Genomic DNA, 22,438 nt, shown 5'->3' on the forward strand with positions numbered 1-22,438 from the left:
GTTGTAGTCAGCCCCGTTCAGAGAAGTGCCCTTCCTCGACTCGTCGTTGAGGAAGGGCACTTTTATGCGCGCGACCTGTGTGCCACGTACGCCAGTGTGCCCAGCAGCAAGCGGGCCGCCGGGGGCCTCGTCGCCGAGTCGAGGGCGGGGGAGCGGAGCCAGTGGACCGGGCCCAGGCCTCCTCGGTCGGAAGGCGGGGCGGTGATGTGGGTGCCGGGGCCCAGGCCGCGTAGGTCCAGGGACGTGGGGTCGTCCCAGCCCATGCGGTAGAGGAGGGAGGGGAGTTCGGCGGCCGCGCCGGGGGCCACGAAGAAGTGGGCGCGGTGGTCGGGGGTCGCCGCCACCGGGCCGAGGGGGAGGCCCATGCGCTCCAGGCGGGCGAGTGCGCGGCGGCCTGCGGGCTCGGCGACCTCGATGACGTCGAAGGCGCGGCCCACCGGCAGCATCACCGACGCACCGGGCAACTCGGCCCAGGCCTCGGTGACTTCGTCGAGGGTCGCGCCGGCCCGTACCTCGGGTGCGAAGGCCAGGGGATGTGCGCCCGGCGCGGGGCACTTGGTGTCGCCGCAGGAGCACGCGCCGCCCGCGGCCCGCGCGCCCGCGACCACGTCCCAGCCCCACAGCCCGGTGAACTCGGCCACGGCCGTGCACTCCGAGGTGCGGCCGCGGCGGCGCGTGCCGGACCGGATGTCGCGGATACCCCGGCTGCTGCCGATCGTGAAGCCCATGCCCCCTCCAACGGGTCCAACGCACCGGTGGTTACGAGACGGATGCGGATCGTCACTCTGCGTCCACGCCTACCCGGTGCCGCTGGGTCCAGGCGGCGCCCAGGAGCATCCCGGGTGGTGTGCTTGGCGGCACGCGCCCCTGCGTGCACCGCTGCGCCCACCTCCGGCCGTCCTATGTCAAGTGAATCGTGCGCGGGCAACCGTAGGTTCATTCGAAGGGGTGGCGAATGGTGGCGTTTCCGGGATCGCCGTGGCTGGACGGGTGATCGTAGGATTACTTTGTGTGCACAAGCCCTCGGGGCACATGCACTCGTGGGTATGCCGGAGGCAACTCGTCATCTCGTTCGAAGGGTGACAAGTGCGGGACGGGAAGCCGTATTTACCGGCATTCTGATAGGGCTTGGCGCACAGCGGCGACAAGTGGTTCCAGGGATGGGGGCGTTCCAGTGGGCGGCAACGGCGGAAGCGGGACGACCGCGGCCAGTACGGACAAGCGCCCCAATGAGCTGCTCGGCTCGTGGTTCGTGCGCAGCGGCTGGTCCAAGGGCGAGCTGGCACGCCAAGTGAACCGCCGGGCGCGCCAGTTGGGCGCCAACCACATCTCCACGGACACCTCCCGCGTACGCCGCTGGCTGGACGGCGAGAACCCGCGCGAGCCGATCCCGAGGATCCTCTCCGAGCTGTTCTCCGAGCGCTTCGGCTGTGTCGTCTCGGTCGAGGACCTGGGTCTGCGCGCCGCCCGCCAGGCACCGTCCGTGTCCGGCGTCGACCTGCCCTGGACGGCCCCGCAGACGGTGGCCCTGCTCAGCGAGTTCTCGCGCAGCGACCTCATGCTGGCGCGGCGCGGCTTCCTCGGAACCTCGCTGGCCCTGTCCGCGGGGCCGTCCCTCATCGAGCCCATGCAGCGCTGGCTGGTCCCCGGCCCCTCCGCCCTCCCGCCGGAGCCCGAGCCGACGGGTTCCTCCCGGCACATCGGGCGGCTCTCCAAGCCGGAGTTGGAGCTCCTGGAGTCCACCACGGCGATGTTCCGCAAGTGGGACGCCCAGTGCGGCGGCGGCCTGCGCCGCAAGGCGGTCGTGGGACAGCTGCACGAGGTGACCGACCTCCTCCAGGAGCCCCAACCCGACGCCACCAACCGCAAGTTGTTCAAGGTCGCCGCCGAACTCGCCGAGCTGGCGGGCTGGATGTCGTACGACGTGGGGCTTCAGCCCACCGCGCAGAAGTACTTCGTGCTCGCGCTGCACGCCGCGAAGGAGGCGGGCGACAAGCCGCTCGGGTCGTACGTGCTGTCCAGCATGAGCCGCCAGATGATCCACCTGGGCCGGCCCGACGACGCGCTGGAGCTGATCCACCTCGCGCAGTACGGCAGCCGGGACTGCGCGAGCCCGCGCACCCAGTCGATGCTGTATGCGATGGAGGCCCGCGCCTACGCGAACATGGGGCAGCCCGGGAAGTGCAAGCGGGCCGTCCGGATGGCCGAGGACACCTTCGCCGACGTACACGACTGGGACGACCCGGACCCGGACTGGATCCGCTTCTTCTCCGAGGCCGAGCTGTACGGCGAGAACTCGCACTCCTATCGCGACCTCGCCTACGTCGCCGGCCGCAGCCCCGCCTACGCCTCGCTGGCCGAGCCCGTCATGCAGCGGGCGGTGGACCTCTTCGCCAAGGACGACGACCACAAGCGGTCGTACGCGCTCAATCTCATCGGCATGGCCACCGTGCACCTGTTGCAGCGGGAGCCGGAGCGGAGCGCGGTGCTCGCGGCCGAGGCGATGACCGTCGCCAAGAAGGTGCGCTCCGAGCGCGTCAACACTCGTATCCGAAAGACCATCGACACGGCGGTCCGCGACTTCGGTGAGCTGGCCGAGGTCATAGACCTCACCGACCGGCTCGCCATCGAGCTCCCGGAGACCGCAGAGGCGGTCTGAAAACCCAGTACCCCGGCCGCGGCCGGCCTTCCCGAACCGCCCGACTCGGCTCCCCCATGCCAGGTCATCGGAAGGCCGACCGCGGCCGGTTTCATGTCCGGCCGCCGACCGGGCGGCGCCGGTACGGCAGTTGCGGGCCGGGTGGTCGAAGGACCGGCCGGCCCTTCCTGACTCGTATTCGAAAGACCGTCCGCGCGGCGGTGCGCGGCGCCGGATCTCCGGCCGCAATCGCCGACCCCGCCAGGAGGCTCCCGAACGGGCCGCGGGAGAGCGCCGAAGGGGCCCGGACCCCATGCCCCGGCGCCCCCGCGCCGGGCCGCCGCAACTCCGGCCGCGGCCGGTTTCCCGCCGTCGGGGAAGGTTGCGCGACGATAACGATCGCCCGACCGGAGATCCGGCAGTTCATCGACGCGTAACACGCGCGGCGCCTTCGTCACTCCGGCGAAACAACGTGGGGCTTCGACGGAAACCGCGCTGCGCCAATCTCATGGCGCATAACCGGACCCCCCGCCTTGACCGGACCGCATCCAGGCTTCGCCCGCACGGGGCCGTACAACCGACGAGGAGACGCCGATGGCATCAGCCGCCATCACGCTTGCCGCTGAGGCACCCAAACTGTCCTCCGCGAACACAGGCTTCATGCTGATCTGTTCTGCCCTGGTGCTGCTCATGACACCGGGACTCGCCTTCTTCTACGGAGGCATGGTCCGCGTCAAGAGCACCCTGAACATGCTGATGATGAGCTTCATCAGCATCGGGATCGTCACCATCCTGTGGGTTCTCTACGGCTTCTCGCTCGCCTTCGGTTCGAGTAACGGCTTCATCGGCTACGACTCCCACTGGCTGGGCATGAGCGACGTCGGACTGACGGACCTCTGGCCCGGCTACACCATCCCGATCTTCGTCTTCATGGTCTTCCAGATGATGTTCGCCGTCATCACCCCGGCCCTGATAAGCGGTGCCATCGCCGACCGCGTGAAGTTCTCGGCCTGGTCGCTCTTCGTCGCCCTGTGGCTGACCGTCGTCTACGTCCCCGTCGCCCACTGGGTGTGGGGCGCCGACGGCTGGGCCTTCAAGCTCGGCGTGATCGACTTCGCCGGTGGTACCGCGGTCCACATCAACGCCGGTGCCGGCGCCCTCGGCGTCATCCTGGTCATCGGCAGGCGCGTCGGCTTCAAGCGTGACCCCATGCGTCCGCACAGCCTTCCGCTGGTCATGCTCGGTGCCGGTCTCCTGTGGTTCGGCTGGTTCGGCTTCAACGCCGGTTCGTGGCTCGGCAACGACGACGGCGTCGGCGCGCTGATGTTCGTCAACACCCAGGTCGCCACCGCCGCCGCCATGCTCGCCTGGCTCGCCTACGAGAAGATCCGCCACGGCGCGTTCACCACGCTGGGCGCGGCCTCGGGTGCCGTCGCCGGTCTGGTCGCCATCACCCCGTCCGGTGGTGCGGTCTCCCCGCTCGGCGCGATCGCCGTCGGCGCCATCGCCGGTGTCGGCTGTGCCGCGGCCGTCGGCCTGAAGTACAAGTTCAACATCGACGACTCCCTCGACGTCGTCGGCGTCCACATGGTCGGCGGTATCCTCGGCTCCCTGCTCATCGGCTTCTTCGCCACCGGCAAGGGCCAGTCCACCGCGACCGGCGTCTTCTACGGCGACCACTCCTTCACCCAGCTGTGGAAGCAGTTCGCCGGTGTCGGCGCGGTCCTCGGCTACTCCCTGGTCGCCTCCGCGGTCCTCGCCTTCCTCATCGACAAGACCATCGGTATGCGGGTCACCGAGGACGAAGAGGTCTCCGGCATCGACCAGGCCGAGCACGCGGAGACCGCATACGACTTCAGCGGCGCCGGCGGCGGCCTCAGCGGCGGCACCCTCACCGCTGCGACGGAGACGAAGAAGGTGGACGCATGAAGCTCATCACCGCCGTTGTGAAGCCCCACCGGCTCGACGAGATCAAGGAAGCCCTCCAGGCCTTCGGGGTCCACGGTCTGACGGTCACCGAGGCGAGCGGCTACGGTCGTCAGCGGGGACACACCGAGGTCTACCGGGGCGCCGAGTACACGGTCGACCTGGTCCCCAAGATCCGCATCGAGGTGCTGGCCGAGGACGACGACGCCGAGCAGCTGATCGACGTCATCGTCAAGGCGGCCCGAACCGGCAAGATCGGTGACGGCAAGGTCTGGTCCCTCCCGGTCGAGACGGCCGTCCGGGTCAGGACCGGCGAGCGCGGACCGGACGCGCTCTAAAAAGAAACAGAACAGGAGTCGCTGGGTGACGAGTACGGACGTGCGCAAGGATGCAGAGGACTCCGGACCCAGCGGCTACGCGGCGGCCCGGCTGCGCCTCCTCACTGAGGGGGCGCGGTCCGGGCCGCCGCGCCGTGCCGCCCTCGCCGAACTGACCGACGACTGGCTGACCGGCCTCTTCGCCGCCGGCAGCGAAGCACTCAAGGGCGTCTCCCTGGTAGCCGTCGGCGGCTACGGCCGCGGTGAACTCTCCCCGCGCAGCGACCTCGACCTGCTCCTCCTGCACGACGGCAGTGACTCCGGCGCGGTCGCCGCGCTCGCGGACCGCATCTGGTACCCGGTCTGGGACCTGGGCCTCGCCCTCGACCACTCCGTGCGCACCCCCGCCGAGGCCCGCAAGACCGCGGGCGAGGACCTCAAGGTCCAGCTCGGCCTCCTCGACGCCCGCCACATCGCCGGCGACCTCGGCCTGACCGCCTCCCTGCGCACGGCCGTCCTCGCCGACTGGCGCAACCAGGCGCCCAAGCGCCTCCCCGAACTCCAGGAACTCTGCGCCGAACGCGCCGAGCGCCAGGGCGAGTTGCAGTACCTCCTCGAACCCGACCTCAAGGAGGCCCGCGGCGGCCTCCGCGACGCCACCGCGCTGCGCGCCGTAGCGGCCTCCTGGCTCGCCGACGCCCCGCGCGAGGGCCTCGCCGACGCCCGCCGCCGCCTCCTCGACGTCCGCGACGCCCTGCACCTCACCACCGGCCGTGCCACCGACCGGCTCGCGCTCCAGGAACAGGACCAGGTCGCCGCCGAGCTCGGCCTCCTCGACGCGGACACCCTGCTGCGCCAGGTCTACGAAGCGGCACGCGTCGTGTCGTACGCCAGTGACGTCACCTGGCGCGAGGTGGGGCGCGTGCTGCGGTCGCGGGCCGTGCGGCCGAGGCTGCGCGCCATGCTCGGCGGGGGCGCCAAGCCGGCCACCGAGCGCTCCCCGCTCGCCGAGGGCGTCGTGGAGCAGGACGGCGAGGTGGTGCTCGCCCGCGCCGCCCGCCCCGAACGCGACCCCGTCCTCCCGCTGCGCGCCGCCGCTGCCGCCGCGCAGGCCGGGCTCCCGCTCTCCCTGCACGCCGTACGGCGCATGGCGACCACCGCGCGCCCGCTGCCCACGCCGTGGCCCGCCGAGGCGCGCGAACAGCTCGTGACGCTGCTCGGCTCCGGGCAGCCCACGGTGGATGTGTGGGAGGCGCTGGAGGCGGAGGGCCTGATCACCCGTCTTCTCCCCGACTGGGAGCGGGTCCGCTGCCGTCCGCAGCGCAACGCCGTGCACATCTGGACCGTCGACCGGCACCTCATCGAAACCGCCGTCCGCGCCTCGGAGTTCGCCCGCCGCGTCAGCCGCCCCGACCTCCTGCTGGTCGCCGCGCTGCTGCACGACATCGGCAAGGGCTGGCCCGGCGACCACTCGGTGGCCGGCGAGATCATCGCCAAGGACGTAGCGGCCCGCATCGGCTTCGACCGCGCGGACGTGGCCGTGCTCGCGACTCTCGTACGGCATCACCTCCTCCTCATCGACACGGCCACCCGGCGCGACCTGGAGGACCCGGCGACGGTCCGCTCGGTCGCCGAGGCGGTCGGTACGACGAGCACGCTTGAGCTGCTGCACGCGCTGACCGAGGCGGACGCGCTGGCCACCGGACCGGCCGCCTGGTCCTCCTGGCGGTCCTCCCTCGTCACCGACCTGGTGAAGCGGGTCGCCGCCGTCCTCTCCGGCGACGCCCCCGACGAGCCCGAGGCGGGCGCGGCCACGGCGGAACAGGAGCGCCTCGCGATCGAGGCCGTGGCGACCGGCGGGCCTGTGCTGGCGCTCCGCGCCCAGACCGAACCCCCGTCCGAGGACGAGCCCTCCGGCGACCCCGAACCGCTCGGCGTGGAGCTCCTGATCGCCGTACCGGACCAGCCGGGCGTGCTCCCGGCGGTGGCCGGCGTCCTGGCGATGCACCGCCTGACGGTCCGCACGGCGGAACTGCGCGCGCTCGACCTGCCGGACGGCGTGGAGGGCTCGGTGCTGCTGCTGAACTGGCGGGTCGCCGCCGAGTACGGCTCCCTGCCCCAGGCGGCCCGGCTGCGCGCCGATCTCGTACGGGCCCTGGACGGGTCGTTGGACATCGCGGGCCGCTTGGCGGAGCGGGACGCCGCGTATCCGCGCCGCCGGGGTGTCGTGGCACCGGCGGCCCGCGTGACGGTCGCCCCGGCCGCCTCCCGGCACGCGACGGTCATCGAGGTGCGCGCACACGACGCACCCGGGCTGCTGCACCGGATCGGCCGGGCACTGGACGAGGCGAAGGTGCGGGTCCGGAGCATGCACGTCAGCACGCTGGGCTCGAACGCGGTGGACGCCTTCTATGTGACCGGGGCGGAGGGCTCGCCCCTGCCGGCGGAGGAGGCTACGGCGGTCGCGCGCAAACTGGAGGAGACGTTGCGGGCGTGACCGTGCGGTCGTGCCACGCGTTGACCTGATGCGCTCATCGCAGCGGCGGGGGTGGTCCGCTGCGCGGCGATGGGCGGCTCTCCGAGGCCGCGTGCTCCCCGCCGGCGTGGGGTTTTGCCCGTCCCCGCCCGTTGAACCCAGCAGGCGGGGACGATTGTCTTGCGCGGCCGGATACCCTGGAAGACGCCCACACTGCCCCCGACTCCGAGGACCGACTCCGCCGTGTTCGATACTCTCTCCGATCGCCTTTCAGCGACCTTCAAGAACTTGCGCGGCAAGGGGCGCTTGAGCGAAGCGGACATCGACGCCACGGCGCGCGAAATCCGCATCGCCCTCCTCGAAGCCGACGTAGCCCTGCCCGTAGTCCGTACGTTCATCAAGAACGTCAAGGAGCGAGCCCTCGGCGCCGATGTCAACAAGGCGCTGAACCCGGCCCAGCAGGTCCTGAAGATCGTCAACGAGGAACTCGTGACGATCCTCGGCGGCGAGACCCGGCGGCTTCGGTTCGCCAAGAACCCGCCGACCGTGATCATGCTCGCGGGTCTGCAGGGTGCCGGTAAGACGACCCTCGCGGGCAAGCTCGGCAAGTGGCTCAAGGACCAGGGGCACTCGCCGCTGCTCGTCGCCGCCGACCTCCAGCGCCCGAACGCGGTGAACCAGCTGAGCGTCGTCGCCGAGCGCGCCGGTGTCGCGGTCTACGCGCCCGAGCCGGGCAACGGCGTCGGTGACCCGGTCAAGGTCGCCAAGGACTCCATCGAGTTCGCCAAGTCCAAGGTCCACGACATCGTGATCGTGGACACCGCGGGCCGCCTGGGTATCGACCAGGAACTGATGCAGCAGGCCGCGGACATCCGCGACGCCGTCTCGCCGGACGAGATCCTGTTCGTCGTCGACGCGATGATCGGTCAGGACGCGGTCAACACCGCCGAGTCGTTCCGCGACGGCGTCGGCTTCGACGGCGTGGTGCTCTCCAAGCTCGACGGCGACGCCCGCGGTGGCGCCGCCCTGTCGATCGCCTCGGTCACCGGCAAGCCGATCATGTTCGCGTCGAACGGCGAGAAGCTGGACGACTTCGACGCCTTCCACCCGGACCGGATGGCCTCGCGCATCCTCGACATGGGTGACCTGCTCACCCTGATCGAGCAGGCGGAGAAGACGTTCAGCCAAGAAGAGGCCGAGAAGATGGCCTCGAAGCTGGCGTCCAAGAAGGGCCAGGACTTCACCCTCGACGACTTCCTGTCCCAGATGGAACAGGTCCGGAAGATGGGCAGCATCAGCAAGCTGCTCGGCATGCTGCCCGGCATGGGGCAGATCAAGGACCAGATCAACAACCTGGACGAGCGCGACGTCGACCGTACGGCCGCCATCATCAAGTCGATGACCCCGGCCGAGCGCGCCGAGCCGACCATCATCAACGGCTCGCGCCGCGCCCGTATCGCCAAGGGCTCCGGCGTCGAGGTCAGCGCCGTGAAGGGTCTGGTCGAGCGGTTCTTCGAGGCCCGCAAGATGATGTCCCGCATGGCGCAGGGCGGCGGGATGCCCGGCATGCCGGGGATGCCGGGCATGGGCGGCGGCCCCGGCCGCACGAAGAAGCAGCCCAAGCAGGCCAAGGGCAAGCAGCGTTCCGGCAACCCGATGAAGCGCAAGCAGCAGGAGCTGGAAGAGGCCAGGCGCCGCGAGGCCGGCGCGGCCCAGGGCGGCAACGCGTTCGGACTGCCCGAGCAGGGCGGCAAGGACTTCGAGCTCCCGGACGAGTTCAAGAAGTTCATGGGCTGACGGCCTGTTCGCTACGTCACCGAGGGCGCCCCTCTCCGGAAGGGCGCCCTCGGCGCATGCCGGGCGTGCCGACGCCTGGCCCGTGTCGTAACTTGCCGGTATGACCAACCCCGCGCCGCCGCGCAAGTCGCCCGATCAGCCCTGGCGCACGGAGGGCACCCCCGACGAGCCCCCGAAGCCGTCGCCGGGCGGGAAGAAGATGCGCGGCGGCTGGTGGAGCCTGATCCTCACCGCGCTGGTCGTGTACCTGATCGCCAACCTGATCCTGTCTTTCTTCAACGAGGGCGACGAGCCGACGATCTCGTACACGGAGTTCAGCAAGCAGGTCGACGCGGGCAACGTCACCAAGATCTACGCCAAGGGCAACGCGATCCAGGGCCAGCTGAAGAAGGGCCAGGACAACCCGGACGGCGGCGGCAAGTACACCAAGTTCGACACCGAGCGGCCGACCTTCGCGGACGACCAGCTCTGGGAGGACCTGACCAAGCACAACGTCACGGTCACGGCGGAACCGGTCGTACAACACCGTAGTTTTCTGGCCAATCTGCTGATCGCGCTGGCGCCGATGCTGCTCCTGGTCGTCCTGTGGATCTTCATCGCGCGGCGGATGAGCTCGGGGCTCGGCGGCGCGGGCGGGATGCTCGGCCGCAAGGCCCCGCCGAAACCGGTCGAGCTGGAGGCGGGCAAGCCCCGCACGACGTTCGAGGACGTGGCCGGCATCGACGAGGTCGAGGGCGAGCTGAACGACGTCGTCGACTTCCTCAAGAACCCCGACGAGTACCGGAAGATGGGCGCCAAGATGCCCCGGGGCGTGCTGCTCGCGGGTCCGCCCGGCACCGGCAAGACGCTGCTCGCGCGGGCGGTCGCGGGGGAGGCGGGGGTGCCGTTCTTCTCGGCCTCGGCCTCCGAGTTCATCGAGATGATCGTCGGTGTCGGCGCCTCACGCGTGCGTGAACTCTTCGCGGAGGCCCGCAAGGTGGCCCCCTCGATCATCTTCATCGACGAGATCGACACCATCGGCCGGGCCCGCGGCGGCGGCAGCGGCATGGGCGGTCACGACGAGCGCGAGCAGACCCTGAACCAGATCCTCACCGAGATGGACGGCTTCTCCGGCTCCGAGGGCGTCATCGTCATCGCGGCCACCAACCGCGCCGACGTCCTGGACCCGGCCCTGACCCGCCCCGGCCGCTTCGACCGGGTGGTCGTGGTCTCACCGCCCGACCGGGGCGGCCGCGAGGCGATCCTGGAGATCCACACCCGCGAGATCCCGCTCGCGAAGGACGTGAACCTCGCCCAGGTCGCCCGTACCACCCCGGGCATGACCGGCGCCGAACTCGCCAACCTCGCCAACGAGGCCGCCCTCCTCGCCGTCAAGCGCAAGCAGAGCGAGGTCACCCAGTCCGACCTCTCGGAGGCCCTGGAGAAGGTCCAACTGGGCGCCGAACGCCCGCTGGTGATGCCCGAGGAGGAACGCCGCCGCACCGCCTACCACGAGAGCGGCCACGCTCTCCTGGGCATGCTCCAGCCCGGCGCCGACCCGGTCCGCAAGATCACCATCGTCCCGCGCGGGAGGGCACTCGGCGTGACGCTCTCCACCCCGGACGCCGACAAGTACGCGTACACCGAGGAGTACCTGCGCGGCCGGATCATCGGCGCCCTCGGTGGCATGGCCGCGGAACAGGTCGTCTACGGCGTGATCACCACCGGCGCCGAGAACGACCTCGAACAGGTCACCAACATCGCGCGCGGGATGGTCGCCCGCTGGGGCATGAGCGAGCGCGTCGGCCGCCTCTCCGCCCTCCCGAACGACGCCCAGCAGGCCTACGGCCTCGCAGCGGCCCCGGGGACCCTCGACGTGATCGACCACGAGATGCGCCGCATCGTCGACGAGTGCTACGACGAGGCCTGCCGCAAACTCCGCGACCACCGCGGCCAGTTGGACGACCTCGCGGCGGCCCTCCTGGAGAACGAGACCCTGGAGGAGACGGACGCGTACCGCATCGCAGGCGTCACGCGCCTCTTCAAGGAGGACTCCTAGGGCCCTAGTCCTCCAGTCCTCAGGTCGTACGCGCGATCACATACCGGAAGACGTTCGGCATCCACACCGTTCCGTCCTGCCGCCGATACGGATGCAACGCTTCCGCCAACTCCTTCTCCACCTGCACCTGGTCCGTCGCGGTGATCGCCGCGTCGAAGAGCCCCGTCGACAGCAGTCCTCGTACGGCGCTCTCCACATCGGCGTACCCGAAGGGGCACGACACCCGCCCGGAGCCGTCCGGCCGCAGACCGGCGCGCTGGGCGACCTCCTCCAGGTCGTCGCGCAGAGCCGGTCGCCAACTGCCCGCGCTGCGCAGCGGATCTGCCATCCGGCCGGCCACCCGCAGCACGGACGACGTGGCGCAGCGCTCCGGCGGACCCCAGCCGGCCAGCACCACGGGCGCCCCGTGCTCGGTCAACGGCGTGGCGGACGCGAGCAGTTCGCCGAGTCCCTCCGCGTCGCCCGCGAGACACCCGATGGGCTCGAAGGCGGTCACCAGGGTGTACGCGGGCGTCTCCGCGTCGGCCGCGTCCCTGGGGGAGCCGTAGACGAGCCGGGTGTGCGCACGCGTGCGTGGGGACCACACGTCCGGCAGCAGCCGCTCCCGGGCGAGGGCCAGCCGTTCGGGGGAGGAGCGCTCGACACCGGTGACCGACGCGCCTCTGGAGGCAGCCATCAGCAGGGCGAGCCCGGAGCCGCAGCCGAGGCCGAGCAGCCGGGTGCCGGGCCCCACTTCGAGTCGCTCGTAGACGGCTTCGTAGAGCGGTACCAGCATCCGCTCCTGGATCTCGGACCAGTCACGCGCGCGTGCACCCAGGTCCACACGGGGCGCGGGCCCCGCATGAGGCAGGTAGTGCCGCACGAGCGTAGGTGTCATCGAAAGCGCCCCAATCCGCCGAGAGTTGTGGCCGTGCCCGTTTCCGAGGCCCCCGTGATGTGCGCCCGCACTTCCCCCGTATGCCAGCAAACTCCGCGCTCGCTACGGCGTCCAGGGTTTGTGGGGCCCGGCTTGTGGCTTCTCTGTGGGAGTGGCGAGAATTCACATGACGGCAACGTGGGCCCGTACCATCGCGCCATGGCGAAGGCACCCGTACTCACACCGCGGGCGGAAGATTTCCCCCGCTGGTACCAGGATCTGATCAGCAAGGCCGAGCTGGCCGACAACGGCCCGGTGCGCGGCTCCATGGTCATCCGACCGTACGGGTACGGCCTCTGGGAGCGGATGCAGGCCGAGATGGACGCCCGCATCAAGGAGACGGGCACCGAGAACGCGTACTTCCCGCTGCTGATCCCGCAGTCCTACCTCGCCCGCGAGGCCGACCACGTCGAGGGCTTCGCGCCCGAGCTGGCCGTGGTCACGCACGGCGGCGGCAAGGAGCTGGAGGAGCCCGCGGTCGTCCGGCCCACCTCCGAGATGATCATCAACGAGTACTTCTCGAAGTGGGTGCAGAGCTACCGCGACCTGCCCCTGCTGATCAACCAGTGGGCGAACGTGGTCCGTTGGGAGCTGCGCCCCCGGCTCTTCCTCCGCACGAGCGAGTTCCTGTGGCAGGAGGGCCACACGGCGCACGCGACCTACGAGGAGGCGCGGGACTTCGCCGCGCACATCCACCGCGAGGTCTACGAGGACTTCATGGTCAACGTCCTCGCGATGGACGTCGTACCGGGACGCAAGACGGTCAAGGAACGGTTCGCGGGCGCGATCAACACCCTCACCCTCGAAGGGATGATGGGCGACGGCAAGGCGCTGCAGATGGCGACCAGTCACGAGCTGGGCCAGAACTTCGCCAAGGCCTTCAACACCCAGTACCTGTCCAAGGAGGGCAAGCAGGAACTGGTCTGGCAGACCTCCTGGGGCTCCACCACCCGCATGATCGGCGCCCTGGTGATGATGCACGGTGACGACGACGGCCTCCGGGTACCGCCGCGTCTCGCACACATCCAGGCCGTCGTGCTCGCGATCAAGGGCGACGAGGCGGTTCTGGCCAAGGTCCGCGAGCTCGGGGACCGGCTGAAGGCGGTGGGCGTGCGCGTACGGGTCGACGTCCGTACGGACGTCCCCTTCGGGCGCCGGGCCGTCGACTGGGAGCTCAAGGGCGTACCCGTACGGATCGAGATCGGGCCCCGTGACCTGGAGAACGGCACCGCGATGCTGGCCCGGCGGATCCCGGGAGGCAAGGAGCCGGTGGCGATCGACTCCCTCGTAGAGAGGCTTCCCGTCATCCTCGAGGAGGACCAGGCGCTGCTGCTGAAGCAGTCCCGCGAGCGGCGCGAGTCCCGCACCTCCGAGGTGTCCACGATCGCGGAGGCCGTCGAGGCCGCCACCGCCGGCGGCTGGGCGCGCATCCCGTGGGCGACACTGGGCGAGGAGGGCGAGGCCGAACTGGCCGAGCACGCGGTCACCGTACGGTGTCTCGTCGCCGAGGACGGGTCGGTACCGGACGCCGACAAGGCACCCGGTAACGTCGCGGTCGTCGCGCGCGCCTACTGAGGCGGCGTCCTCCGGCGGCAGAGCGACCGAAAGGCCTCTTGCGCAACGGCGGACGACAGCTCCCCCGGCGCGCGGACACCGTCTACGCGCCGGGTCGTACGTAGGACTACGCACCAGCTTGGTATGAGCTGTGAGGCTTCTCCGCAGATCAGCGCACCCGCCCTCGTCAGGACGCATCAGCGGCAACTGACGGGTACGTGCAAATTATTTGGGATGCCCCGGAATCGGAACACAGGGGCACTCCGGCTCGTTGTCATTACGTGAGCACGACACAGACACCACCTGTTCTCGCCGCAGAGCTGGCAGAGGCGTGGGCCGACATTCAGCGGTACCACCCCGAACTGCCCGATCTGGCCGCGCCCGAGTCCCTGATCGGAGAGTCGTCGTCCGCCTGCGGACACGAGCTCTCCTTCGAGCGACTGCTCCATGAGGCAGTCCATGGCATCGCCGCCGCGCGCGGCGTGCGCGACACGTCCCGTGCCGGCCGCTACCACAACCGGAGATTCCTCGCGATCGCCGAGGAGCTGGGCCTGGACCACCCCGACGAACCGCATCCCAGCAGCGGTTTCTCGCTGGTCCAGCTCAACCCCGAGGCCAAGCGGCGTTACCGGCCGACGATGGAGCGTCTCCAGCGCGCGCTGAAGGCGCACACCGTCGCCACCTCCGCGGACACCTCCCGCACCTTCCGCGGCCCGGCCGCCCGGCACGGCTCGTCCGGTGGCGGGGTCCGCGTCAAGGCGGTGTGCGACTGCGGTCGTAACGTACGGGTCGTCCCGTCGGTGCTGGCCCAGGCGCCGATCGTGTGCGGGGGCTGCGGCAAGCCCTTCCGCATTCCGGAGGTCGTGGGCGCGGCCTGAGGGCGCGGCTGCTCGTGGCAGCCGCACCCCGCAGGCCGGGTTGCGTACACCCGCGCCGGTCACCTCCCGGCGCCGGGTGTCGCTTCCGCATGGGCGGGGGCATGCGGGGGCATGCTCCCCGGTCGGGCGAACCGCCAGGGTGTGGCACAATGGCTAGCTGTACTCGACAGCCGCACAGGAACCCTCTCGCCTCCGGCTGACGCGTCCATCGGGCACTCGGGTACCGCAACCCCACGCGGCCATCTGCCGTGCCCAACCACGTCAAAACCAGGAGAACCCACTCCCGTGGCAGTCAAGATCAAGCTGAAGCGTCTGGGCAAGATCCGTTCGCCTCACTACCGCATCGTCGTCGCCGACTCCCGTACCCGCCGTGACGGCCGGGCCATCGAGGAGATCGGTCTGTACCACCCGGTGCAGAACCCCTCGCGCATCGAGGTCGACACGGACCGCGCGCAGTACTGGCTGGGTGTCGGCGCGCAGCCGACCGAGCCCGTCCTCGCCATCCTGAAGCTCACCGGCGACTGGCAGAAGTTCAAGGGCCTGCCGGCCCCGGCTCCGCTGCTCGTGGCCGAGCCGAAGGCCGCCCGCCCCGTGTTCGACGCCCTCGGTGGCGACGACGCGAGCAAGGGTGAGGCCATCACCCAGAAGAAGAAGGCCGAAAAGAAGGACGAGGCCCCGGCCGAGTCCGAGTCGACCGAGGCCTGAGCATGCTCGAGGAGGCTCTCGAGCACCTCGTGAAGGGCATCGTCGACAACCCTGACGATGTGCAGGTCGCCTCGCGCGACCTGCGTCGCGGGCGCGTGCTGGAGGTCCGGGTGCACCCCGACGACCTCGGCAAGGTGATCGGCCGCAACGGCCGCACCGCTCGCGCTCTGCGCACCGTCGTGGGCGCAATCGGCGGCCGAGGCGTCCGCGTCGACCTCGTCGACGTGGACCACGTCCGCTGACGTTTTTCGCAAACCGGCTCGGGCCGGGGAGGGCCTGCGGGCCGTCCCCGGCCCGTTGTCGTACTGGTCCTGGTACCAGTCGTCGTACTCGTCGTACTACAGGAGAGCAAGCACAGTGCAGCTGGTAGTCGCTCGCATCGGCCGCGCCCACGGCATCAAGGGCGAGGTCACCGTCGAGGTACGCACCGACGAGCCGGAACTCAGGCTCGCCCCCGGAGCCGTCCTGGCCACGGAACCCGCCGCCACCGGTCCCCTGACCATCGAGACCGGCCGGGTCCACAGCGGCCGGCTCCTCCTGCGCTTCGAGGGCGTGAGCGACCGCACCGGCGCCGAGGCCCTGCGCAACACCCTCCTGATCGCCGAGGTCGACCCGGAGGAGCTGCCGGAGGAAGAGGACGAGTACTACGACCACCAGCTGATGGACCTGGACGTCGTCACCAAGGACGGCACCGAGGTCGGCCGGATCACCGAGATCTCCCACCTGCCCTCCCAGGACCTCTTCATCGTCGAGCGCCCCGACGGCAGCGAGGTGATGATCCCCTTCGTCGAGTCGATCGTCCTGGAGATCGACCTGGAGGAGCAGCGCGCGGTCATCGACCCGCCGCCCGGACTGATCGACGACCAGGCGGAAATCGTGTCCTCCAAGGAGGAGGAGGCGTAATGCGGCTCGACGTCGTCACGATCTTCCCCGAGTACCTCGAACCGCTGAACGTCTCCCTCGTCGGCAAGGCACGCGCGCGTGGACAGCTGAATGTGCACGTGCATGATCTGCGCTCCTGGACGTACGACCGCCACAACACGGTCGACGACACCCCCTACGGCGGCGGCCCCGGCATGGTCATGAAGACCGAGCCCTGGGGCGACGCCCTGGACTCCGTCCTGGCCGACGGCTACGAGACGGGCTCCGGCGCGCCCGCCCTCATCGTGCCCACGCCCAGCGGCCGGCCCTTCACCCAGGAACTCGCCGTGGAGCTCTCCGAGCGCCCCTGGCTGGTCTTCACACCCGCCCGCTACGAAGGCATCGACCGACGGGTCATCGACGAGTACGCGACCCGTATGCCCGTCTACGAGGTGTCCATCGGCGACTACGTGCTCGCCGGCGGCGAGGCGGCCGTCCTGGTCGTCACCGAGGCCGTGGCGCGGCTGCTGCCGGGTGTCCTGGGCAACGCCGAGTCCCACCGCGACGACTCCTTCGCGCCCGGGGCCATGGCCAACCTCCTGGAGGGGCCGATCTACACCAAGCCGCCCGCCTGGCGCGGCCGGGAGATCCCGGACGTGCTGCTCAGCGGCCACCACGGCAAGATCGCCCGCTGGCGGCGCGACGAGGCGCTGAAGCGCACGGCCGCCCACCGGCCCGACCTGATCGAGCGCTGCGAGCCCAAGGCCTTCGACAAGAAGGACCGCGAGATGCTCTCGATCCTGGGCTGGGCCCCGGACCCGGCGGGGGAGCCGTACGGCCGATTTTGGCGCAGGCCGGACGGCGTGGAAGAATAGGTCGCTGTTGTGCGTCGTCCGGCGTGCGCCCCTGCCACAGGGGGACACGACGCCCGCCCCGACACGGACAACATCCTTCACTTCACCTATCTCCCGTCGGTGACCTGTGGCATCGATGAAGAAAGCAGACGAAATGTCCCACCTGCTCGACATCGTCGACGGCGCCTCGCTGCGCACCGACATCCCGGCCTTCCGCCCGGGTGACACCGTCAACGTCCACGTCCGCGTCATCGAGGGCAACCGCTCCCGTGTGCAGCAGTTCAAGGGCGTAGTCATCCGCCGCCAGGGTTCTGGTGTCCGCGAGACCTTCACGGTCCGCAAGGTCTCGTTCTCCGTCGGCGTGGAGCGCACCTTCCCGGTGCACACCCCGATCGTCGAGAAGATCGAGCTCGTGACCCGTGGCGACGTCCGTCGCGCGAAGCTGTACTACCTCCGTGACCTGCGCGGCAAGGCCGCGAAGATCAAGGAGAAGCGCGACAACTAGTCGCCTCTACGGGGTTCATATCGGGGCCGGATAGCATCTGGCTCCGATGGACACCGAAGCACAGCCGACGGAGCGCGACCGCTCCTCCCGCCCTTCCGACTCCGAGGACCCCTCGGACGCAGGAGGACCGGAGGGACGGTCGCGTTTCGCGTTGCTGTCCCGTGCCGTCGAGTGGCTGCCCGGCGGCAGGATCACCCTGACTGCCCTGGTCTGCCTGGTGTTTCTGCTGCTGCTCAACACCTTCTTGGTCCAGCCTTTCCAGATTCCCAGCGGATCCATGGAATCCGCATTGAGGATCGGCGACCGCGTTCTCGTAAATAAGTTGGCGTACCGTTTCGGTGCCCATCCGCGGCGCGGCGACATCGTTGTGTTCGACGGCACCGGCTATTTCGGGGACGCCGACTACATCAAGCGCGTTGTGGGTGTGGGGGGTGACCACGTGGTCTGCTGCGACAAGGAGGGGAGACTCCAGGTGAACGGGCGGTCGGTCGACGAGTCGGCGTTCCTGTACCCCGGGGACACCCCGTCCAGCGTTCCGTTCGACGTCGTGGTGCCCTCCGGCACCCTCTTCGTCCTCGGTGACCACCGCAGCGACTCAAGCGACTCCCGGGATCACCTGGGCGACCCGGGCGGAGGCATGATTCCCGTTGGTGACGTCATCGGACGAGCCGATTGGGTCGTCTGGCCCGCCGGGCACTGGACCCACCTCGTCCGACCCGGCGCCTACGCGCGCGTACCCGCCGTGGACGGCGCCCATGGGTAACCGCGGCAAACCGCGCGGCGCGGCGCCGGGCGGCAACTTCGGGAACGAGAACCTGCTGCCCACCGGCTTCCGGCGCGCGGGCGCGCTCGCCCCGGCGGGCGGCGCCGGCCGCAGCCGGGCCGAGCGGCGCAAGCTCCAGCGCAAGGTCAAGCGGCGGCGCAGGCGCGGCGCGGTCCGGGAGATACCGCTCCTGGTGGGCGTCGCGGTCCTCATAGCCCTCGTTCTGAAGACCTTCCTCGTCCAGGCGTTCGTGATCCCGTCGGGCTCCATGGAGCAGACGATCCGTATCGGGGACCGGGTCCTGGTCGACAAGTTCACGCCGTGGTTCGGCTCCGAGCCCAAGCGCGGCGACGTCGTCGTCTTCCACGACCCGGGAGGCTGGCTCGCGGACGAGCAGACCACCAAGAAGAACGACCCCGTGGTGGTCAAGCAGGTCAAGGAAGGGCTCCAGTTCATCGGCCTGCTGCCGTCCGACAACGAGAAGGACCTCATCAAGCGGGTCATCGGCGTCGGCGGCGACCACGTCAAGTGCTGCGACTCGGAAGGGCGGGTGACCGTCAACGGGGTGCCCCTGACCGAGGCCGACTACCTGTACCCCGGGAACGCGCCGTCCGAGACGCCGTTCGACATCACCGTCCCCAAGGGCCGGCTGTGGGTGATGGGCGACCACCGCGGCAACTCGGCCGACTCCCGGGCACACCAGAACACCAGTTACGGCGGCACGGTCGCGCTCTCCTCGGTGGTGGGGCGGGCCAAGGTGATCGCCTGGCCCATGGGCCACTGGACCAGCCTGAACGAACCTAAAACCTTCGCATCGGTTTCCAACTCCGTGTCGGGGACGACCGCCGGTCCCGAACTGTCGCATAGGGTTGCCCCGGTCGATCCGAACGGATCGGTCCAACTCCCGAGCCCTGCGGAACTCCCGCTCGTTATGGGAGTGGTGGGCCTGCGCCGAGGATGGGGCAGGCGGCGGCACAGAGTGAGGAGTTGGCGTGGGGGATGTGGCGGTTGGCGCACGGTCCGGACACGACGGCGAGGAGCACCAGGGACATCCCGTGGAAGCACCCGTCCCGGCCGCGGACAGCGCCGTGACCTCCGGGAGTGACGCCGGAGCGGACGAGGACGGTACGGCGCCGGGCGACACGGCCCGGACCGAGGTGGTGGGGTCGGGCGACTCGCCCCCCCAGGCGAAGAAGCAGCGCTCCTTCTGGAAGGAGCTGCCGATCCTCATCGTCATCGCGCTCGTCCTGGCGCTGCTGATCAAGACGTTCCTGGTGCAGGCGTTCTCGATCCCCTCCGACTCGATGCAGAACACCCTCCAGCAGGGTGACCGGGTCCTGGTCGACAAGCTCACCCCGTGGTTCGGCTCCGAGCCCGAGCGCGGTGAGGTCGTCGTCTTCCACGACCCGGCCGACTGGCTGGCGGGCGAGCCGACGGCCAACCCCAACGCCCTGCAGACGGTGCTCAGCTGGATCGGCCTGATGCCGTCCGCCCAGGAGAAGGACCTGATCAAGCGGGTCATCGGCGTCGGCGGCGACACGGTCTCCTGCAGCGGCACCGGCCCGCTGATGGTCAACGGCAAGGCGCTGAACGAGCCGTACGTCTACCCGGGCAACACCCCGTGCACCAACGACGACCAGGGCGGTCAGTTCACCGTCAAGGTCCCCAAGGGTGACATCTGGGTGATGGGCGACCACCGGCAGAACTCGCGGGACTCGCGCTACAACCAGTCCGACAAGAACCACGGCATGGTCCCGGTGAAGGAGGTCGTCGGCCGCGCGATCGTCAAGGCCTGGCCCATCAACCGCTGGGGCACGCTGCCGATCCCGGACACCTTCGACCAGACCGGCATCAACACCCGGGCCTCGGCCTCCCGCCTGCTGACGGCCGCACCGGAGGGCCTCGCCCTCGTCGGCGTGCTGCCGCTGGCCCTGTGGCGCCGCAGGCGGTCCGCCAAGGCCTGGTAAAGGCCATGTAGAGCTTGTGACCTTGGTCCCGGAGGAAGGGCTGACCACCCTCGGTACCGCCGGGTAGGGTGCGGACCCATGGGTGGCGAGAGCGCAACACGTACGGCCCCGCGTACCGGCGGTGGCACTGGCAAGGGCCCGGTGGGCAGCCGGACCGGACAGCGGTTGTCCGGGCTGGCCGTCGCACTGGGCCTTGTGCTGTTCCTCGGTGGGTTCGGCTGGGGAGCGGTGGTCTACCGGCCGTACACGGTGCCCACCAGCTCCATGACGCCGACCATCGACATGGGCGACCGGGTGCTGGCGCAGCGCATCGACGGCAGCGAAGTACGCCGGGGTGACGTCGTCGTCTTCACCGACAAGACCTGGGTGACGAACGCGCCCGTGGTCAAGCGCGTCGTCGCGGTCGGCGGGGACACCGTCTCCTGCTGCACGAACGGCAAGCTGGTCGTCAACGGCAAGCAGATCGACGAGGGCTACCTCAAGGGCGGCGCGGTTGAGGACAAGACGATCCCGACGGTGAAGGTCCCCAAGGGCCGTCTGTTCCTGCTCGGCGACGAGCGCCAGGGCTCCCTGGACTCCAGCGCCCACCTCACGGACGTCGCCAGCGGCACCGTCGCGAGCAGCGCCGTGAACGCCCGCGTGGACGCCGTCGTCTGGCCCATGAAGGGCATGCTGGACCGCCCCACGGGCTTCGAGGAACTCGGCGGCCTCTCCCAGCCGGGCCCGCTGCGCACGGTCGTCGCCCTCATCGTCGCGGGCGCGGTGCTCGTCCTCGGCGGCGGCGCCTACGGCCCCGTGGCCAAGCGGCTGGCCGGCCGCCGCTCCCGGACCCGTACGGAGCCCGCCGGTGCCCGCTGAGGCCACCGAGGAGGGCGCCTACGGCGACTCGTACGAGGGCGGGCTGCGCAGGGTCGCCCGGGTGGTCCTCCTCGACCCGCAGGACCGCATCCTGCTGCTGCACGGCCACGAGCCGGAGGATCCGGCCGACGACTGGTGGTTCACGCCGGGCGGCGGCCTGGAGGGCGACGAGACCCACGAGGAGGCCGCGCTGCGGGAGCTCGCGGAGGAGACCGGGATCACCCGGGTGGAGCTCGGCCCGGTGCTGTGGACCCGGACGTGCTCCTTCCCGTTCGCGGGACGCCGCTGGGACCAGGACGAGTGGTACTACCTGGCCAGGACGCCCGCCACGGCCGACGGGGTGCCTGGCGCCACGGCCCTCACCGAGCTGGAGCGGCGCAGCGTCTCCGGAGCACGTTGGTGGACGTGCCGGGAACTGGAGCGGGCGCATGAGACGGTGTATCCGACCAGACTCGCCGAGCTGCTCCGCAGGCTGATCGACGAAGGGCCCCCGGCCGGGCCGGTGACCCTTGACACGGAAATCGTCTAGGGACGCACGGGACTGGCGCACAATGGTGGGATCGCACGGCTGAAGGGGAACATGCCATGAGCGCCGAGGACCTCGAAAAGTACGAGACCGAGATGGAGCTGAAGCTCTACCGGGAGTACCGCGATGTCGTCGGTCTGTTCAAATACGTGATCGAGACCGAACGGCGCTTCTACCTCACCAACGACTACGAGATGCAGGTGCACTCGGTCCAGGGCGAGGTTTTCTTCGAGGTGTCCATGGCGGATGCCTGGGTGTGGGACATGTATCGACCGGCTCGCTTCGTCAAGCAGGTCAGGGTCCTCACATTCAAGGACGTGAACATCGAGGAGCTGAACAAGAGCGATCTGGAGCTGCCGGGCGGCTGACGGCGGCTCTTCGCGGAGCACCCGTCGCTCGTGTGGGTGACGGAGTTCTCCACAAGCACTGAACGGTCCACCAAGATCCACTCGGTGGGCCGTTCTGCGTGACGGTTGGCGCGGAGGTGGTGCCGACATGAACGCACGCAGTGCACTCGGCAAGTACGGCGAGACGCTCGCCGCGCGACGGCTGGTCGCGGCCGGTATGACGGTCCTGGAGCGCAACTGGCGCTGGGGCAGGACCGGTGAGATCGACATCGTGGCGCGGGACGGCGACGTCCTGGTCGTCTGCGAGGTCAAGACACGGCGGGCCGGTGCCTACGAGCACCCGATGGCCGCGGTGACCCCCGAGAAGGCGGAGCGCCTGCGCGGCCTCGCCGAATGCTGGATCCACGCCCACGGAGGGGCACCACCGGGCGGTGTCCGCATCGACCTGGTGGGCGTGCTCGTGCCCCGTTGCGGCGCAGCGGTCGTCGAGCACGCGCGGGGGGTGCTCTGAG

General features: G+C 70.1%; 22 protein-coding genes. 20 read left to right on the forward strand and 2 right to left on the reverse strand.

Annotation, left to right across the window (positions count from 1 at the left end; genetic code table 11):
* Positions 1-62 precede the first annotated feature (62 nt).
* Entirely contained in the window at positions 63-728 is a 666-nt protein-coding gene (locus SSP08S_RS16715) for a bifunctional DNA primase/polymerase (protein ID WP_019068755.1), read from the reverse strand.
* Between the two features lie 446 nt (positions 729-1,174).
* On the opposite strand from SSP08S_RS16715, the gene nsdA reads away from it, so the two are divergent.
* The 6 genes from nsdA to ftsH all read left to right on the forward strand — a co-directional run bounded on the left by nsdA (position 1,175) and on the right by ftsH (position 11,192).
* Positions 1,175-2,659, forward strand: coding sequence for a transcriptional repressor NsdA (gene nsdA / locus SSP08S_RS16720; protein WP_019068756.1), 1,485 nt, complete (start codon positions 1,175-1,177; stop codon positions 2,657-2,659).
* A gap of 573 nt (positions 2,660-3,232) precedes the next feature.
* Positions 3,233-4,567 carry an ammonium transporter gene (locus SSP08S_RS16725; protein WP_019068757.1) on the forward strand — a complete coding sequence of 445 codons (1,335 nt, stop codon included), beginning with the start codon at positions 3,233-3,235 and terminating at the stop codon, positions 4,565-4,567.
* Positions 4,564-4,902: a P-II family nitrogen regulator gene (locus SSP08S_RS16730; protein WP_003997576.1), complete on the forward strand. Its 339-nt coding sequence runs from the start codon at positions 4,564-4,566 to the stop codon at positions 4,900-4,902. The genes SSP08S_RS16725 and SSP08S_RS16730 overlap by 4 nt, the downstream gene beginning before the upstream one ends.
* Positions 4,903-4,927: 25 nt before the next feature.
* Positions 4,928-7,378 carry a [protein-PII] uridylyltransferase gene (locus SSP08S_RS16735; RefSeq protein ID WP_019068758.1) on the forward strand — a complete coding sequence of 817 codons (2,451 nt, stop codon included), beginning with the start codon at positions 4,928-4,930 and terminating at the stop codon, positions 7,376-7,378.
* A 222-nt stretch (positions 7,379-7,600) separates the two neighbouring features.
* A complete protein-coding gene (ffh, locus tag SSP08S_RS16740) occupies positions 7,601-9,154 on the forward strand; it encodes a signal recognition particle protein (protein WP_019068759.1) in 1,554 nt (517 codons plus the stop codon).
* A gap of 100 nt (positions 9,155-9,254) precedes the next feature.
* A complete protein-coding gene (gene ftsH, locus SSP08S_RS16745) occupies positions 9,255-11,192 on the forward strand; it encodes an ATP-dependent zinc metalloprotease FtsH (protein WP_019068760.1) in 1,938 nt (645 codons plus the stop codon).
* A gap of 19 nt (positions 11,193-11,211) precedes the next feature.
* Here ftsH and SSP08S_RS16750 read toward each other — a convergent pair whose 3' ends face one another.
* A complete protein-coding gene (locus tag SSP08S_RS16750; RefSeq protein WP_174479391.1) occupies positions 11,212-12,069 on the reverse strand; it encodes a class I SAM-dependent methyltransferase in 858 nt (285 codons plus the stop codon).
* Between the two features lie 198 nt (positions 12,070-12,267).
* On the opposite strand from SSP08S_RS16750, the gene proS reads away from it, so the two are divergent.
* The 14 genes from proS (at position 12,268) to SSP08S_RS16820 (ending at position 22,437) form a co-directional block, all read left to right on the forward strand.
* Positions 12,268-13,683, forward strand: coding sequence for a proline--tRNA ligase (gene proS / locus SSP08S_RS16755; RefSeq protein ID WP_019068762.1), 1,416 nt, complete (start codon positions 12,268-12,270; stop codon positions 13,681-13,683).
* Between the two features lie 260 nt (positions 13,684-13,943).
* The gene (locus SSP08S_RS16760; protein WP_019068763.1) at positions 13,944-14,540 is read left to right on the forward strand and encodes a hypothetical protein; all 597 of its coding nucleotides are present in this window, start codon (positions 13,944-13,946) and stop codon (positions 14,538-14,540) included.
* 285 nt (positions 14,541-14,825) lie between these two features.
* Positions 14,826-15,245, forward strand: coding sequence for a 30S ribosomal protein S16 (gene rpsP, locus SSP08S_RS16765; protein WP_019068764.1), 420 nt, complete (start codon positions 14,826-14,828; stop codon positions 15,243-15,245).
* A 2-nt stretch (positions 15,246-15,247) separates the two neighbouring features.
* The gene (locus SSP08S_RS16770; RefSeq protein WP_005479813.1) at positions 15,248-15,487 is read left to right on the forward strand and encodes an RNA-binding protein; all 240 of its coding nucleotides are present in this window, start codon (positions 15,248-15,250) and stop codon (positions 15,485-15,487) included.
* A gap of 115 nt (positions 15,488-15,602) precedes the next feature.
* Positions 15,603-16,148: a ribosome maturation factor RimM gene (gene rimM, locus SSP08S_RS16775; protein ID WP_019068765.1), complete on the forward strand. Its 546-nt coding sequence runs from the start codon at positions 15,603-15,605 to the stop codon at positions 16,146-16,148.
* Positions 16,148-16,981, forward strand: a complete 834-nt coding sequence (gene trmD, locus SSP08S_RS16780) for a tRNA (guanosine(37)-N1)-methyltransferase TrmD (protein WP_019068766.1) — start codon at positions 16,148-16,150, stop codon at positions 16,979-16,981. The genes rimM and trmD overlap by 1 nt, the downstream gene beginning before the upstream one ends.
* A gap of 133 nt (positions 16,982-17,114) precedes the next feature.
* Positions 17,115-17,465 (forward strand): 50S ribosomal protein L19, encoded by a 351-nt coding sequence (gene rplS / locus SSP08S_RS16785; protein ID WP_019068767.1) that lies wholly within the window; start codon positions 17,115-17,117, stop codon positions 17,463-17,465.
* 46 nt (positions 17,466-17,511) lie between these two features.
* Positions 17,512-18,228 (forward strand): signal peptidase I, encoded by a 717-nt coding sequence (gene lepB / locus SSP08S_RS16790; RefSeq protein WP_019068768.1) that lies wholly within the window; start codon positions 17,512-17,514, stop codon positions 18,226-18,228.
* Positions 18,221-19,333 (forward strand): signal peptidase I, encoded by a 1,113-nt coding sequence (gene lepB / locus SSP08S_RS16795; protein ID WP_019068769.1) that lies wholly within the window; start codon positions 18,221-18,223, stop codon positions 19,331-19,333. The genes lepB (SSP08S_RS16790) and lepB (SSP08S_RS16795) overlap by 8 nt, the downstream gene beginning before the upstream one ends.
* The gene (gene lepB, locus SSP08S_RS16800; protein WP_078532434.1) at positions 19,221-20,195 is read left to right on the forward strand and encodes a signal peptidase I; all 975 of its coding nucleotides are present in this window, start codon (positions 19,221-19,223) and stop codon (positions 20,193-20,195) included. The genes lepB (SSP08S_RS16795) and lepB (SSP08S_RS16800) overlap by 113 nt, the downstream gene beginning before the upstream one ends.
* Before the next feature lie 78 nt (positions 20,196-20,273).
* On the forward strand, positions 20,274-21,053 hold the full coding sequence (gene lepB, locus SSP08S_RS16805) for a signal peptidase I (RefSeq protein ID WP_026178555.1): 780 nt from the start codon (positions 20,274-20,276) through the stop codon (positions 21,051-21,053).
* Complete coding sequence (locus SSP08S_RS16810; protein WP_019068772.1) at positions 21,043-21,582, forward strand: NUDIX hydrolase; 540 nt, start codon at positions 21,043-21,045, stop codon at positions 21,580-21,582. Before lepB (SSP08S_RS16805) ends, SSP08S_RS16810 begins: the two co-directional genes overlap by 11 nt.
* A 56-nt stretch (positions 21,583-21,638) precedes the next feature.
* Entirely contained in the window at positions 21,639-21,947 is a 309-nt protein-coding gene (locus SSP08S_RS16815; RefSeq protein WP_003965949.1) for a DUF2469 domain-containing protein, read from the forward strand.
* 127 nt (positions 21,948-22,074) lie between these two features.
* Complete coding sequence (locus tag SSP08S_RS16820) at positions 22,075-22,437, forward strand: YraN family protein (RefSeq protein ID WP_019068773.1); 363 nt, start codon at positions 22,075-22,077, stop codon at positions 22,435-22,437.
* The last annotated feature ends 1 nt before the right edge of the window (position 22,438 follow it).

Origin of the sequence: Streptomyces hokutonensis (assembly GCF_000376565.1) — a bacterium.
GTDB classification, from domain to species: Bacteria; Actinomycetota; Actinomycetes; order Streptomycetales; family Streptomycetaceae; genus Streptomyces; species Streptomyces hokutonensis.

What these genes read in the sequence shown, in the direction of transcription:
- SSP08S_RS16715 (WP_019068755.1), bottom strand. Translation starts at nt 728, where the DNA reads ATGGGCTTCACGATCGGCAGCAGCCGGGGTATCCGCGACATCCGGTCC.
- lepB (WP_019068769.1), top strand. Translation starts at nt 18,221, where the DNA reads ATGGGTAACCGCGGCAAACCGCGCGGCGCGGCGCCGGGCGGCAACTTC.
- SSP08S_RS16815 (WP_003965949.1), top strand. Translation starts at nt 21,639, where the DNA reads ATGAGCGCCGAGGACCTCGAAAAGTACGAGACCGAGATGGAGCTGAAG.
- lepB (WP_026178555.1), top strand. Translation starts at nt 20,274, where the DNA reads ATGGGTGGCGAGAGCGCAACACGTACGGCCCCGCGTACCGGCGGTGGC.
- rplS (WP_019068767.1), top strand. Translation starts at nt 17,115, where the DNA reads ATGTCCCACCTGCTCGACATCGTCGACGGCGCCTCGCTGCGCACCGAC.
- SSP08S_RS16730 (WP_003997576.1), top strand. Translation starts at nt 4,564, where the DNA reads ATGAAGCTCATCACCGCCGTTGTGAAGCCCCACCGGCTCGACGAGATC.
- ftsH (WP_019068760.1), top strand. Translation starts at nt 9,255, where the DNA reads ATGACCAACCCCGCGCCGCCGCGCAAGTCGCCCGATCAGCCCTGGCGC.
- lepB (WP_019068768.1), top strand. Translation starts at nt 17,512, where the DNA reads ATGGACACCGAAGCACAGCCGACGGAGCGCGACCGCTCCTCCCGCCCT.
- SSP08S_RS16770 (WP_005479813.1), top strand. Translation starts at nt 15,248, where the DNA reads ATGCTCGAGGAGGCTCTCGAGCACCTCGTGAAGGGCATCGTCGACAAC.
- SSP08S_RS16820 (WP_019068773.1), top strand. Translation starts at nt 22,075, where the DNA reads ATGAACGCACGCAGTGCACTCGGCAAGTACGGCGAGACGCTCGCCGCG.
- SSP08S_RS16750 (WP_174479391.1), bottom strand. Translation starts at nt 12,069, where the DNA reads ATGACACCTACGCTCGTGCGGCACTACCTGCCTCATGCGGGGCCCGCG.
- SSP08S_RS16725 (WP_019068757.1), top strand. Translation starts at nt 3,233, where the DNA reads ATGGCATCAGCCGCCATCACGCTTGCCGCTGAGGCACCCAAACTGTCC.
- trmD (WP_019068766.1), top strand. Translation starts at nt 16,148, where the DNA reads ATGCGGCTCGACGTCGTCACGATCTTCCCCGAGTACCTCGAACCGCTG.
- proS (WP_019068762.1), top strand. Translation starts at nt 12,268, where the DNA reads ATGGCGAAGGCACCCGTACTCACACCGCGGGCGGAAGATTTCCCCCGC.